Source organism: Collinsella sp. TF09-1AT, from assembly GCF_003436895.1.
In the GTDB taxonomy this organism is placed as follows: Bacteria; Actinomycetota; Coriobacteriia; order Coriobacteriales; family Coriobacteriaceae; genus Collinsella.
The window spans coordinates 44,120-58,078 of sequence record NZ_QSRC01000007.1; the positions used below are offsets into that span (position 1 = coordinate 44,120).

10 protein-coding genes are annotated in these 13,959 nt (G+C 59.9%); 5 read left to right on the forward strand and 5 right to left on the reverse strand.

Going from position 1 to position 13,959, the window contains the following annotated elements; translation table 11 throughout:
* Positions 1 to 34 precede the first annotated feature (34 nt).
* Genes DXC90_RS07280 through DXC90_RS07300 form a run of 5 tightly spaced genes read right to left on the reverse strand, consistent with a single transcriptional unit; the run spans position 35 to position 8,136 of the window.
* Entirely contained in the window at positions 35 to 2,905 is a 2,871-nt protein-coding gene (locus tag DXC90_RS07280) for an FtsW/RodA/SpoVE family cell cycle protein (RefSeq protein ID WP_117735398.1), read from the reverse strand.
* 16 nt (positions 2,906 to 2,921) lie between these two features.
* A complete protein-coding gene (locus DXC90_RS07285) occupies positions 2,922 to 4,856 on the reverse strand; it encodes a Stp1/IreP family PP2C-type Ser/Thr phosphatase (protein WP_117735399.1) in 1,935 nt (644 codons plus the stop codon).
* The gene (locus DXC90_RS07290) at positions 4,853 to 5,269 is read right to left on the reverse strand and encodes an FHA domain-containing protein (protein WP_006235180.1); all 417 of its coding nucleotides are present in this window, start codon (positions 5,267 to 5,269) and stop codon (positions 4,853 to 4,855) included. The genes DXC90_RS07285 and DXC90_RS07290 overlap by 4 nt, the downstream gene beginning before the upstream one ends.
* Before the next feature lie 6 nt (positions 5,270 to 5,275).
* Entirely contained in the window at positions 5,276 to 6,286 is a 1,011-nt protein-coding gene (locus DXC90_RS07295; protein ID WP_117735400.1) for an FhaA domain-containing protein, read from the reverse strand.
* The gene (locus tag DXC90_RS07300; protein WP_117735401.1) at positions 6,283 to 8,136 is read right to left on the reverse strand and encodes a serine/threonine-protein kinase; all 1,854 of its coding nucleotides are present in this window, start codon (positions 8,134 to 8,136) and stop codon (positions 6,283 to 6,285) included. The genes DXC90_RS07295 and DXC90_RS07300 overlap by 4 nt, the downstream gene beginning before the upstream one ends.
* 438 nt (positions 8,137 to 8,574) lie before the next feature.
* On the opposite strand from DXC90_RS07300, the gene DXC90_RS07305 reads away from it, so the two are divergent.
* From DXC90_RS07305 to DXC90_RS07325, 5 genes are all read left to right on the forward strand, one after another.
* A complete protein-coding gene (locus tag DXC90_RS07305; RefSeq protein WP_158550241.1) occupies positions 8,575 to 10,710 on the forward strand; it encodes a LuxR C-terminal-related transcriptional regulator in 2,136 nt (711 codons plus the stop codon).
* A 152-nt stretch (positions 10,711 to 10,862) separates the two neighbouring features.
* Positions 10,863 to 11,744, forward strand: coding sequence for a hypothetical protein (locus DXC90_RS07310; RefSeq protein WP_117735403.1), 882 nt, complete (start codon positions 10,863 to 10,865; stop codon positions 11,742 to 11,744).
* Positions 11,745 to 11,782: 38 nt separating this feature from the next.
* Positions 11,783 to 12,580 (forward strand): hypothetical protein, encoded by a 798-nt coding sequence (locus tag DXC90_RS07315; RefSeq protein ID WP_147326619.1) that lies wholly within the window; start codon positions 11,783 to 11,785, stop codon positions 12,578 to 12,580.
* Positions 12,577 to 13,221 (forward strand): ATP-binding cassette domain-containing protein, encoded by a 645-nt coding sequence (locus DXC90_RS07320; RefSeq protein ID WP_117735405.1) that lies wholly within the window; start codon positions 12,577 to 12,579, stop codon positions 13,219 to 13,221. Before DXC90_RS07315 ends, DXC90_RS07320 begins: the two co-directional genes overlap by 4 nt.
* A 5-nt stretch (positions 13,222 to 13,226) precedes the next feature.
* Entirely contained in the window at positions 13,227 to 13,886 is a 660-nt protein-coding gene (locus tag DXC90_RS07325; RefSeq protein ID WP_117735406.1) for a DUF5028 domain-containing protein, read from the forward strand.
* Positions 13,887 to 13,959: the final 73 nt, after the last annotated feature.

Sequence of the window (13,959 nt, forward strand, 5' to 3'; positions counted from 1 at the left end):
GGCGCGCCTCGGGTGTCCGATTCGATCATGGGCATCACGCTCCCTGTGCGGCGAGCGCCGCGGTCAGGACGATGCCGGCAATCTTGGCCGCCTTGACGTCGTGTTTGTCGTAATCCTCCAAGGCCACCGAGATGGCGACCGTGGGTGAATCGTAAGGTGCAAAGCCAACGAACATCGAGTTGACGTTGGTGCCGCCGATCTCTGCCGAACCGGTCTTGCCGGCAACCTTGACGCCGGGGACCTGGGCATCGGCGCCGGTACCGGACTGGACGACGGCGAGCATGGCCTGCTTGACCTGGTCGGCCGTGGCAGAGCTGACAGCCTGGCCCAGCGAGCGGGACTGCGTGGTCTTAACCACGGTTCCGTCTGGGGCGAGTACCTGGGCTACAAAGTACGGGTCCATGACCACGCCACTGTTAGCGATGGCGGCGGCAATCACGGCGTTTTGCATGACGGTGGTCTGCGGGCCGGGCGTGTGGTCCATGCCGACAGGCTGGCCGGCGCCGGCCCAGGCGGTCTCCCACTCGGTCATGAGCGACGGGTCGGCCATGATGGAGGCCGTGGAGGTCAGGTCCTGGCCGAGCTCTTGGCCGTAGCCAAAGGCGTTGGTAAACTGCACGAGCGTGTTTGCACCAACTTCGTTTGCCACCTGGCCAAAGACGACGTTGGAGGACACGGCAAAGGCCTGCTGCAGGCTGATGGTGCCGTAGCTCTCGTTGGCATAGTTGATGACCGGTGCGTTGCCGATGTCCATGGAGCCGGGCGCCTGGTAGGTGCTGGTAAGGCTGGCGGTACCGGTCTCGAGTGCTGCGGAAAGCGTAACGACCTTAAACGTGGAGCCCGGCGTGTACAGCGCGTCCATGGCGCGATTGTACATGGAGCCGTCCTCGCCGCCGCCCGCCTGCAGCAGGGCGTCGATGTTGGTGTTGTCGTAGGTGGGCGAGCTGGCACATGCGAGTACCGCGCCGGTACGCGGGTCGATGACCACTACAGCGCCCTTAAAGCCCTTGAGTGCCTGCTCGGCAGCTGTCTGGATACGCGAGTCGATGGTGAGCTTGGCGGTGTTGCCCGGCTGGGTCTGGCCCGCGAGCGACGCGATGGCGTTGTTCCAGCTGGAGTAATCCTTGGAGCCGGTGAGCGTGTCGTTCATGACACTCTCGATGGCGGTGGTGCCAAACTGCTGGCTCACGTAGCCAACCACGTGCGCTGCCAGGTTGCCGTTGGGGTAGGAGCGTACGTAGGTGCCGTCCTCCTGCTGCAGCGACTCGGCCAGCGTCACGCCGTCGGACGTGATGATGGAGCCGCGCTGGATGTACTTGGAGCGGGCGATGGTGTGGTTGTTGGTCGGCATATCCTGATAGTCCTTGGCCTTGATGACCTGGACATAGGTGAGGTTGCCGATAAGGATGGCAAACAGCGCCGTAAAGGCTAGCACCGCACGGGTTAGACGGTTGGCGAGCGCAACGCGGCCGAGCACACCGGATTCAGGCGTGTCGAGCAGGCGACGACGCATGCGCGAGCCGACGGAATGGCTGCCACTGCCGTAGGAAGACGAGGTGGCAAAGCGCGTGCCCGTCGGGGCGGCGGCAGATGCGACCTGATCATCGGTGATGGCGGCCATGGTGCCGGTGCCGGTAAGCTCGGCCTCGCGTCCGGTTGCCTCGTCACCGGCGCGCAGCAGAAGCGCGACGATGATAAAGCTCGCCAGCAGCGAGGAGCCGCCCTGGCTCATAAAAGGCAGGGTGACGCCGGTCAGCGGGATCAGGCGGGTTACGCCGCCAACGATCAAGAAGGCCTGGAAGCTGATGGCGGCCGTAAGGCCCGTGGCACTAAAGGCTGCGAGGTCGGATTTAGCGCGGGCAGCCGTGGTGAGGCCACGCACGGCAAAGAGCATAAACAGGATGAGCACGGCGCCGCCGCCCAAAAGGCCCATCTCCTCGCCGATAGCCGAGAAGATAAAGTCGGACTCGACGACGGGGATGTTGTTGGCCATGCCGTTGCCGATGCCAACACCGACCAGACCGCCATCGGCAAGCGAGAAGAGCGACTGGACGATCTGGTAGCCCTGGCCCTGGGCGTCCTTAAACGGATCGACCCAAACCTGGAAACGCACCTGAACGTGCGACAGGAACTTGTAGGCGCCCACGGCTCCAACGGCTAAGAGCGCAAGGCCGATAACGACATACGAAAAGCGCCCTGTGGCAACGTAGAGCATCAGCAAGAAGATGGTGTAGAACAGCACGGCCGAACCCAGGTCGCGTTCGAAGACGACGACGAGCAGGCACACACCCCACACGGCAAACAGCGGCAGCAGCAGTCGCAGGCGAGGGATCTTAAAGCCCAGGATCTTGCGGTTGGAGATGGAGAGCAGCTCGCGGTTCTCGGCCAAGTAGCCGGCCAGGAACAGCACGATAAAGACCTTGGCGAACTCGCCGGGCTGGATGGTAAAGCCCGCGATGCGAATCCACAGCTTGGAGCCCGAGATCGTGGTGCCGATAAAGATGGGCAGCATCAGCAGAATGATGCCGATAATGCCAAAGGTGTACTTGTAGCGCATGACCACGTCGAGGTTTTTGACCAGTGCAAGCGTTCCCACCATGAGCGCCACCGAGACAAACAGGATGATGAGCTGTGAGATGGCGAGAGCGGGGGCGAGGCGTGTCACGAACGTGATGCCGATGCCCGAAAGTATAAATACGATGGGCAGGATGGCGGGGTCGGCGCCAGGCGCCAAGATGCGCACGGCGATATGTGCTGCGGCGAAGGCGGCGAAGAGGCCGATCGGTACGGCGAGCGTCTCAAAGGAGATGGCAGCGCCCGCGGTGAGGACGTACATCGCATACAGCAGGATGACGGGGAACGCCGAGGCGATGAGCAAGAGCAGTTCGGTGTTGCGGCGACTCATAAGCGGCACTCCCTTTCTAATTCTTATCGGAGGCTTCGGCCTCGGCGGACTGTTCGGCGGTTTTCTCGGAATCTGATTCGGAGGTCGATCCCTGGTCGGTGTTGTCGCGAATCGTTTGCGCGTCGATCACCTGGCGGGTCTGCTCCTCGTCGATCTGGTGGCGGTACTTGGATATCGTGTCCTGCGCATCGTCGACACTTGTTTGCGGAATGCCCGCCTTGAGGCGGTTTTGCGTGTCTTCGGGCAGGTCGGACAGCTTGATACTGGTTTCGCTTTCGAGCCAGTGGAGCTTGAGTCCGAGTGGCTTGCCGGGCAGGCCGCGCCAGACGGCGACATTGCCCTGGTAGGTACCCAGGTAGTACGAGCCGGTGACACCCGTGTAGGCCCAGATGGCAGCCGCCAGCACCAAGACGAGACCTAAGACGACGCCGATGGTGACGTTGCGGCGACGCACGCGTTGCGCCTCGCGCATAACGCCATCGTCAACCAGGTCAACGACTACTACGGTCACGTTGTCGTGGCCGCCGGCGGCAAGCGCCGCGTCCACTAGGTTGTCGACGCAGATTTGCGCGGTTGAGGACTGCGTGGCGATGTTCTCGATATCGCTATCGGGAATCATGCTCGAAAGGCCGTCAGAGCACAGGATCAGGCGGTCGCCTTCCTCGATATGCAGAGTGAAGTGGTCGGCATACATGGCGGGGTCTGAGCCCAGCGCACGGGTGATGACCGAACGGTTGGGGTGGACGCGAGCCTCGTCTGCCGTTATCTCGCCGGCGTCCACGAGCTCCTCCACGTAGGAGTGGTCGCGGGTCACGCGGATGAGCGTGCCCTCGTGGAGCAGGTAGGCGCGAGAGTCGCCCACGTGGGCGATGGCGAGCGTGTCGTTTTCGATATAGGCGCAAGTGGCTGTGCAGCCCATGCCGGGCTTGCCTAGGCCGTTCAGGGCGGCCTCGATTACGGCGGCGTTGGCTGCCTCGACGGCTGCGGCCAGGCGTGCTGCGTCGGCGGACTGCGGGGCCGTCTTGGCAATAGTCTCGACGGCGATGGAAGAGGCTACCTCGCCGGCGGCGTGACCGCCCATGCCGTCGCATACGCAAAAGAGCGGCGACTGCACCAGGTAGGAATCCTCATTGTGCGGGCGCACACAGCCAACGTCGGAGCGGGCACCCCACATGAGTTGCGTGGTGGTGCCGGCATCATAGGTCGAGTCGGTCTCGATGCGCTCCTCGGTCAGGGGCTCAAAGCTCATGGTCGAGCCGGGGTCTTTGAGCTTGGCTTCAACGGCGGCTACGTCGATCTCGGCTGTGTCACCGGGAGAGACGGTGTCGGTCTCGGCGTTTGATTCGGAATCGCCGGTGTCCGAGGAGCCCGACTCCTCGGACACGCGGGCGGTCGACTCGTCGTCTTGCGGGCTGACGTCTATAGGCTCGGGTGTCGCAAAGTGCGACGGCGCGGGCGTGCTTTGCGACTGGGCGGCGGGCTCGGCCACGGCATCGGACTCGCTTGCGGGCGCAGGCTGCGGGGTCTTGGGCGCAGGGCCGTCCTCGGGGGATGGCCCTGCCTCGGGCGCCGGCGTAGACGCGGGCGCAACCTCGGATGACGGGGCTATGGGAAACGCCGGCGCGGCGGGCTCGGGTGCCGCAAACACCGCAGCGCTCTCGTTGATTGCCGCGGCGACGGGCTCTGCAAAGTGAGCTGGCGTCGGGGTTGCTTCTGGCGCTGTGGGCTGATCCGCAGCATGTGCGCCGATGGGCGCCGCTACGGCATTCTCTTCGTCCTCGTTATCGGCGAGATCCGAAATATCATGCGTTACATGCGAAAGAGGCAGGGAGAACACGGTGTCCTCGGGTTCCACGGGTGCGGAGCCCGCCGGAGCGGCGTGGGCCGGTGCAGCTGTGGCGGCAGCCGGTGCCTCGGTCATAGTTGTGGACTTGTTCTCCTCGTCGATCATCGACGGTTCACCTTCATGACCACATCGCCAATCTGGACTTCGTCGCCCTCGCGCAGCGTGGCAGGCTCCACAAGCTGGCGGCCGTTGACGAGCGTGCCGTTAAGCGAGTTGAGGTCCTCGATGATGAGCGCCGGGCCCTGCAGCGAAAAGCGCGCATGCGAGGCCGAGACGAACGGTTCGTTGATGCAGATGTCCGAAGATGGCGAGCGACCGACGATGACGGGGCCGAGCATGTCTACGTGGATGCCACGGATGCCGCGCGGGCCCTTGTCCACATCGATCGTCCAGATAGCCGAGTCGCGGCGCTGTCCGCGCACAAGTCCCACGCCGGTCTTCATGACGGCGAACAGGAAGATATAGAGCAGGGCGACCAGGACGATGCGGCCTGCAAAAAGGACGATATCGATGTTCATAAGCGACTATCCCCTAAATTCAAAGGTGCTCAGGCCAAACGTCAGCAGATCGCCGTTGCGCAGCGGGCAGCGCGTAATGCGGCGGTTGTTGACGAGCGTGCCGTTGGTGGAATTGAGGTCCTCGATCGACCAATCCGAGCCCGTAAAGGTGAGCTGGGCGTGGCGGCGCGACACGTTGGGGTCGCGCAGGGCAATATCGGAAACTGAGCGCTCGCGACCGATAGTCACCTGTGCGGAGGTGATGCTATGGCTCTCGCCGCTCACGACGTCGACGAGCTGGGCGAGCGGGCGCTGCGGGGCGCGAGTGCTCGCCATGTTGGAGGCGATGCCGGCTGCGGTGCCTAGGCCCACGGCGGCACCGGTCGCGGCGGCTCCGCCCATGCCGGCAAGCGCGTCGCGCGAGACGGTCTGCGGCACCGGGATAGGAGCGGCGGGGTCGGGGACGCTAGGCGCGAAGGGATCTGCTACGGCAAGCGGGTCGGGAGCGGCGGCGCGAGGCGTCGGCTGCTGCTGGGGCATGGCGGCGGGGCGCTGCTGCTGCGGGGCAGCAAACTGCTGCTGACCGGCGCGCGGGGCGCTGGCGGCACGGCTTGCCGCGGAGTTGTTTTGGCCCAGACCGTTTTGATAGGCGCGCTCTTCTTCGTACAGGCGGCCGAGCGTGGGGGCATCGACGTTCTCGGCAAAGACCGAGAACTTGCCGGCACGCAGCTGCGGATCGATCATAAAGCGCACGAGGGGCTCGCCGACAAAGACATAACGGCGCTTTTCGGCCTGCGCCTTCACGAACTCGCGGACCTCACGCGAAAGCTCGGGGTAGAACGGGGCGAGCATGGGGTCGTCGTCGGCGGCGATCAGGATGGTATAGAGTGCCGGCGCCGTGTTGACGCCATTGATCACCAGAGTCTGATCCTCCATGTCGCGAGCGGCCTGCTTGGCAAGCTTCTTAAAGGAGAACGGGGCACGGGTGGCACCGAAGATGCCGGCCACGTGGTCCTCGAAGATGTTCAGGAAGTTCACGAAAGATCACTCTCCGTATAGGTTCTTTGGTATCCGAGCATATATAGGCATATCCCAACGATTATAGAGGATAGGGTTCCCGCAACCGCCGCCTTGGCGACGACCGCGGCTGCAAGGCTGGCAATTTCCATATGGTGTGCAAGACAGGACGCCGCTGCGCAGCCGATGCCGGTGAAAGCGATAGCGGCGATTGCGGCAAGGTTTGAGCCCTGATCGGCACGCTTGGCATGGGCATTGAGCAGCGCAGATGACGCTGCGGCAGTTGCCGTGACCAGCACAAAGGCAGCCCAAAGGAGCGGGTCTCCCAGCGCTGCGGCAACGTTACCGAGCCCCAGCACGCCTCCGGCTGAAAGCGCGACCGTGGCCAGACGGGCAAAAAGCGCGCCCATGCCCGTTGCCGCGGCGGCGCTTGCCGGGCCGAGCCAAAATGACGCGACGCCGGCGGCGACCCCAGCTGCCAGGAAGGTGTTGCCGGTCAGACAGCCAAGCGCGAGTGCACAGGTGAGCGCGGCGCTCGCGGCAGTCTCGGTGCGACCCCAGGCGATCCACCAACCGGACATGGCGGCGGCAAAGATCACCGCGACGGGCAACATCGACAGGATGCCCTGTGCCTGCATGGTGGCGTTGGCCATGAGCACCAAAAAGCCCACGGCCGAGATGGCCGAGCCAATCTGGGGGGCCAGGCCGGCCGCCGCTCCGATCGCGATAGCCGCAATGACCAGGCCGGGAAGCGCCGCGACCCCAGCCGTTTGCATCAGCAAAAAGCTAAAGGTGCCGCACGCTAGCGCCGAGATAGCGCGCATGGTGTAGTCGCGCGCATGGCTCCAGCGCGTGCCCGCCCAGCCGAGTGCGGGGTCGACCTCGATGGCGTCGTCCTCGTAGTACGACGGCTCGATATCGTCGAGCTCCTGCTCGTCATCCGAAAGCTCGCCAACCATTTGCTCCAAGCTGCGACGGCCCTCGCGTACGCTGCCCAGACCGGCAAGGAGCTGGTCGCAAAATGCCTCGATGCTGCTGGGGCGGTCCTGCGGCATGGGGGAGAGCGCGCTCATGAGCGCGCTCTCGGCTCCCGGGGGGAAGTGTGGTATCAGCTCGCTGGGATAGGTGGCGCCGCCGATGATACGGTCGAGCGAGTCGGCGGGCGTGGCCGCCATAAAGGGAGCGCTGCCGCACAAGCCCTCATAGATAACGCAGGCAAGGGCAAAGACATCAGCGCGTTCGTCGACCGTGCCGGTCTCGATATCGAGCTGCTCGGGCGGCATGTAGCCGATGGTGCCGCCGCGCGAGCCGCCAAAGCCACCGGCGGACGACAGCCGCGCCATGCCAAAGTCGGTGAGCTTTACATTGCCCGAGTGGTCGATGAGCACGTTGGCGGGCTTAATGTCCAGGTGGAGTACGCCATTACTATGGGCGAAGGTGAGCGCCTGGCCCAGGGCATCGGCAATGGCCGCGGCCTCGTCAAAGGTAAGTGAGTGGCCGTCCACGCGATGCAAAAACTCGGCTAGCGACATGCCATCGACATATTCCATAACCAGGTAGGCATAGGCGGTGTCGTGCGTAAAGTCGATAACCTGCACGATATTGGGATGTTGAAGCATAGCGGCAGTGTGCGCCTCGCGCAGGACATCCATGATGTCGCTGGCGGGCATGCCGGAACCGTTGATAAGGGGGATGCGCTTAATGGCGACGCGGCGGCGCAGGTGCGTGTCGCGGCAGATCTCGATGGAGCCAAAACCGCCGGTCGCAAGCGTCTCGAGCGGCTGGTACCGCTTGAGCAGCTCGCGAGAGCTGGTGCCCTCCAAAGGAACGTCCGGCGAGAACCGGGCGGTATGTTGCGAGAAAAGCGGCATGGCCAACCCTCGTGCGTTTAAAGTTCGTTTGCGAGCGGCGGGCGCGGGGCCAAGCCGTTCGCGGTGGCATAGATGCTGCTAGTGTAGCACGCTCGGGCAGATGGCGAGGAAACGGGGATGAGGTGGCCCGATCGGTTCGGGTCGTTTCGGCTCGTTCGGAAAGTGGGGGACCGGTTTTCAACCAAATAATGGGATGCGCTTTCCAAAGGGGGCAGCTTGCGGAAGCTGCATCCCAGAATAATGGCCTGGAACGGGACGGACTTTCCGAACCGGCGCTCAAAAGGAAACCGCATCCCATTTTGGAGCGGGGACTGCGGACAAAAGCTGGACCGTGATCTGGCTCGGATTGGAGTTCGCCTGAATCGTTGATGCTGGCTGGTGTGGGAACAGAGATAAACGAGCGGCTCGAGCGATATAATGACACGCTATGGAGGCCATATGCTTTTTTCCCGCCGTTCTGCTACATCTGCCTGCGCCATTGCGCTTGTCGTAATGGCGGTCACCCCTTATCACCGGTTTTCATCTTCAATCGGCCTGGCGTCAGGTGCAATGACCTGGCTCGTTATCCTGGGCGCATGCCTCGCCGCGTTTGTTCATGGTGCTGCGCTATGCAAGGGGGGAATGAGACGGCCGAGGCATCTCGGTGCTATCGGTGTTTTCCTTGGTGTTATTGCAACGGTTCCCGAGTGGGTTGACTTGGCCTTCTATGCTCGCGGAGATTCTATTCCATTCGTGTTTGCACCGATCTGGCTGTTGCATGGCGTTTCGTGCGTCTCGTGCTTTGCTGGGGCGTTGCTCCTCTCATATGTTATTTGGGACACGGCGGGCTCTCCTTTGACGCAGGGGGCGACGCCGACCGACGAAAGAGAGAATCGTCGCCTGCAGAACGCGATTTTTACAGAAACAATAGCCGTCCTGTCTTGCCTGCTGTTTTGCTGTCGAGTTTCATGGAGAATTGTCCCCGAGCCATGGGGGATACCCTCTGTTTCGGCCGCATCAATTGGCCTTGCGCTTTTAATTCCGTTGGTCTATCTCGCATTGGCTGTGGCCCCGCTGTTTCGCTGCTCCCGCGCCTTTGGTCGGGGGCAGAGCGACGTGTTTGCCCGTTCTGTGCTCGTGGCAGTCCCTATTGGCCTTGTTCCGGCTGTTGAGGCGGCATACTTCGCAAGCGATGCCGCGATCATTGCATTGCTTGCGATGGGGTCTGCTATCGCCGCTGCCTTCGTATGCATGTTACTAAGGAGAAAACGGGACAACAATTCGGATATCGCCCACGCGTCTGACCCATTCGATGCGGAGGCGTTTTCTCCTGCCCTGTCGCCTAGAGAAGAGCAGTTTGTTCGACTGCTGCTCAAAGGGAAAACGCCGGCGGAAATTGCCAAGGAGACGGATACGAAGCCATCGACGGTGCGAACAACGCTTCATCGAGCATACGGGAAGGCGTCAGTTGCGGGCTCACGCGAGCTCGTGGCGTTGTTTGCGGGTGAGGGTGATACTGTAGGGCCTGAGCTGCCGCAGCGGCATGCTGACGATATGTTGGCATCAGCTCGAACGCACCGGCTGTTTCGATACCTGCTCACATTATTTTTTATCCTCCTTGCGGCTGGCCCGTTGGTAATGGCGGATAGCGATTGGGGATCCGGTGTTTCGTGGGCTGTCGCTTTTTCTCTCTCAAGCTATGCATTGGGTCTCGGACTGTTTCTGTCGCTACGCTACGCGGGTGGAAAACCGAATCGTGAAGCTGCGCTGGATAGAGCAGGTGAGGCGATTGAGCTCGGAGGTCCGTGCATGTGGGCGATACTGTCTGCTGCGGAATGGTCTTTTATCTATATCTCGGCATGGAGGTGCATACGCGTTCCGTTGATGGCTGTGCCGGTCCTGTTTTGCGGCGTGGCGTCTACAGCTTCGCTCGCTGTTGGGCTGCGTCCGTTTAAGGTGCATGCCCGTGCTCGGGCTATCGTGCCATTGGTGTCAATAGGTGTCGCTGCTTCAATCTATGCGGCCAGTAGGGGGCGAATTCATGGGTTCGTGGTGCTGGCGGGGATGCTGCTCACATATGTAGTGCTGCGAAGCTGTCCGCAGCGCAAAATGTTTGGGGTATGGATGCTTTGCTTTGGGGCGACGGCTCCTGTCTGGGTCGTCTTGCTCAACATGGCGCAGGATCTGATGGTTTTCGAGCCGCTGTTCCTTGCGTCGCTGTTGGGGCATAGTTCGGCTGTCAATGTCGTCGTGGCAACGGTGGTCGTCTGCTGGTCTGTGCCCATGTTCGTCACGCACATCGCGCTCGCCCACTCGGTTGAGAACGAGAGGGCCGTCTTGGAGTACCGTGCGAATGGGTTCACCGAAACGGCTCGCGTGCGCCAGCTGGCTTTGCTTACATCGCGCTCCCTTTCTGATGTTCAGTCGCAAATTTTGCTGATGACGGCAGAGGGCGCAACGACAAAGACCATTGCGGAGGACGTAGGTTATGCTGCATCTACGGTGCAAGCGTTGCGATCCGCATCTTATCGCCAGTTGAAGATCAAGAACAAAGCGGAGCTTATTTCATTGTTATCGCAGGTGGATAACGTGTAAACGCCTGGATTATCAACTCAATAGCGAGTGTTTACAGACATCTTTCTCCATTCATGCAAAGGTTGCCGTGCGTCGACGCATTGTTAACCGCTTTTGATTGGGGCGAGATCGAGTGCTGCTGCTCGGCCTGGCCAATAGGAGGGTGATGTCGCTTGAATGGAAATCTATTACGACACGAGTTATCCAAGATATTTGGAAACCCTTTATTTGCGCTGGCTCTTATTTTGGCGACTGTAATTTCGATGGCGGTTGCCATTGAGGCATGGTGGACGCTCGAGACTGAGCGCAAGCAACTGTTATCTTTTGGTTACGGCATTGGTCTGCAGTCTCAGACATATCTCGGTCAAACACGTGAAAGTTGCTTTGGTAACTGGATTGTTGTGAGCGCGAACGCGCCACTGTCTGCGTCGGTGTTTTTCTATGCACTGCCCCTGCTTGCAATGTTGGCTGGATCTTGGTCGTGCCTCTTTGAGCGTTTGAGTGGTTATGACATGCAGATATGCACGCGCGTTTCCAGAAAGGCGTACGTGAACGTAAAGATGCTGTCTGCTTTCCTCTCCGCGTTTACAGTGACTGCCATTCCTCTGCTCGTCAATTTCCTGATCGTCTCGATGCTTTTTCCTGCGTATCTTCCTCGGGTCGATGAGTCGACTTACGTAGGACTTTACCTGCATAGCTACTTCTCCGGTCTATTTTATTCGCATCCTTTGTCACATGTGCTCGCATACACGCTGTTCGATGCTGTCACGCTCGGGACTTTATCCATGGCTGTAGCTGGCTTCTCAATTTTGTTTCGTAGCAGAGTCAAAGCGATAATTGTCCCGTATCTGCTAATGGTTGCGTGGCATTTTGCAAATGGCTGGATCTTCGGCGTAATGGCTTGTGTGGGGTTTAACTGCAATATCCTCAACAGCATCAGGTCGGAATCGCTGAATAACTGGCCAGACATTCGAGCCGGTTTTGCGGAAATCATATTATTGACCCTTGCTTCGTTGGCTTTTTCTGGGGCGTGGAAAAGACGCGAGGTGGTCTGATGCTGTTTAGGCTGGTCACCGCGGACCTGAGGACCGTTTTGAAGAAGAACATCATTACCTTTATTGCGATTGCGGCAGTGACCGTTGCGAACCTGGTGTACGCCTACGGTTTGTCTTCTGTGTATGGGGTCAGGACGGATACCTTGGGGTTTGCGGACAATCTTGCGCTCGTGTTTGCCGGATCTGCTCCGTTTGAGCCTAGGCCCGGGGTCATGTTTGTGCCTCCGCTAGGATGGCTATTTCTCATTCTGCTTATTCTCTATGCAACACTCGATTATCCCGCCGAATCGTTGCACGGGTTTGGTTTGCAAACGCTTGTCCGATGCCAGGAGAGAACCCTTTGGTGGGTCTCGCGTTTTATCTCAGTGGCGGCGATAACGGCATTTTCGCTGCTCGTAGTGGTTTGCTCTGTTGTGATTTGGAGCTTGATGGTGAGCGTCTCGTTCAGCGCGGTCATCCATGGCGAGTCGCTTCAGCTGGCTAATTTGGCGCCGTGGTTTCTCAAGGCGAGCGAAGCAGGTGCACTGCCGTTTTTCGCAGGTCTCTTTCTTGCTTTTGAGGCGCTTGCGTTTGTGCAGGCAACGGTTGGGCTTGTGCTTGGGCCGTCAGTTTCATTTGCGGTTGTAATGAGCTACCTGATCTGTTCGGCATATGCGCGGCATTGGGCGCTGCTGGGAAATGCCTTGATGCTGTTGCGCTGGGGTGGAATCGTCAAAGAAGGAATTGCGACGGGCTCGAGTGGCTTGTTTTCAATCGTAATTATGTCGTTATGCCTATCGTTGGGTGGACTGTGGTTTCGAAGGGCCGACCTTATCGAAAAGAGGGACAAGATATGAGTGTGATCGTTAGGGACGTATCGAAGCGCATGGGCAAAAACGATGTCGTGCGCAACGTGTCTATCGAGGTTGATCCTGGGACTGTGGTCGGGCTTCAGGGGATAAACGGTTCGGGCAAGACCATGCTTATGCGAGCGGTCTGCGGATTGATTAGACCTACCGAGGGCGAGATCGTTATCGATGGTCAAAGACTTGGGGCGGATATCTCGTTTCCGCCGAGTCTTGGGATGTTGATAGAGGCTCCTTCCTTTTTAGGATATCTGTCTGGCTACGACAATCTGGAACTCATAGCTCAAATCAAGGGCGTTGCCACCCACGAAGACATTCGCTCCGCCCTGCGGCTCGTGGGGCTCGATGCAGACGAAAAAAAGAAGTTCCGAGCATACTCGCTTGGGATGAAGCAGCGTCTGGGGATAGCTGCAGCGATTATGGAAAAGCCGAAGTTGCTTGTTCTCGATGAACCAACGAATGCCCTCGACGAAGCAGGCGTGGAAATGCTCAAGCGTGTTGTGGCGATGGCGGCATCAACGGGTCGCGAGGTTCTTCTGTCTAGCCATGACGGAGAGGTGCTCGAGGAGCTGGCCGATCGGGTTTACTGCATGCGCGACGGTGCCGTTGTGGAAGTTCGGGAAAGGTCGTGAGCGCGATGAAGAAGACCCTGTGGACGAGAAGATCGGCGCTCGCGCTTTTTTGCTGTGCTGCTACCGGCCTTGCGGGCATGAGGGTGAGCGTCGTTAACAGGAATCGGACAGTTATTCCTGAGAAATATTACGCGGAGGGCGAATGGCTCTCGATGGATGGAGCGTTTCTGGGATCGAAGGATGTGGTGACTGATGGGTATTCGTTTTGCATAGATGGAGCAGAACTACTCACGCCGCGCGAGTATCTCAAACGAGCACATGACGATTATTCAAAATATGGCACCGTGGATACGAAAACGAGACTGAAGGATGCCGACATCACGTGCGTTATCGCCGTAAAGATGCGTGTCAGAAATAGGGATAATATCGACGGTGGAATCAAAGCGTATGTTTGGCATCTGGTTCCGGAGTCTGCGCCAAACTATGATTTTGTAGTCAATACCGATCTGATAACGCAAGCCATGCCGGTCCTTGGCGGCTCTGCTGCGTTTGCCGTGGAGGTTGGGGCAGAAAACGAGTTGCTCGTCCCATTTATGATGCAAAACACCAACGACTATTTCGAAGATTACGAAACCGTCCGTTTTGAGAAAGCATTTCCCGGGACTTACACGATGAAGATGACCGATCTGCCGGAGCGAAGGCTCTTAAGGCTTGAAGTGAAATAGCTCGAGAGTTAGGCAAAACGGGTCCATCGGCAGTACGCGCGCCCGATTTCAGGCGCCCCGACCCGGAATCGGG

Excerpts from the sequence above, each read along its gene's own strand:
- DXC90_RS07280 (WP_117735398.1), bottom strand. The coding sequence starts at position 2,905 with ATGAGTCGCCGCAACACCGAACTGCTCTTGCTCATCGCCTCGGCGTTC.
- DXC90_RS07325 (WP_117735406.1), top strand. The coding sequence starts at position 13,227 with ATGAAGAAGACCCTGTGGACGAGAAGATCGGCGCTCGCGCTTTTTTGC.
- DXC90_RS07320 (WP_117735405.1), top strand. The coding sequence starts at position 12,577 with ATGAGTGTGATCGTTAGGGACGTATCGAAGCGCATGGGCAAAAACGAT.
- DXC90_RS07305 (WP_158550241.1), top strand. The coding sequence starts at position 8,575 with ATGCTTTTTTCCCGCCGTTCTGCTACATCTGCCTGCGCCATTGCGCTT.
- DXC90_RS07285 (WP_117735399.1), bottom strand. The coding sequence starts at position 4,856 with ATGATCGACGAGGAGAACAAGTCCACAACTATGACCGAGGCACCGGCT.
- DXC90_RS07290 (WP_006235180.1), bottom strand. The coding sequence starts at position 5,269 with ATGAACATCGATATCGTCCTTTTTGCAGGCCGCATCGTCCTGGTCGCC.
- DXC90_RS07300 (WP_117735401.1), bottom strand. The coding sequence starts at position 8,136 with ATGCCGCTTTTCTCGCAACATACCGCCCGGTTCTCGCCGGACGTTCCT.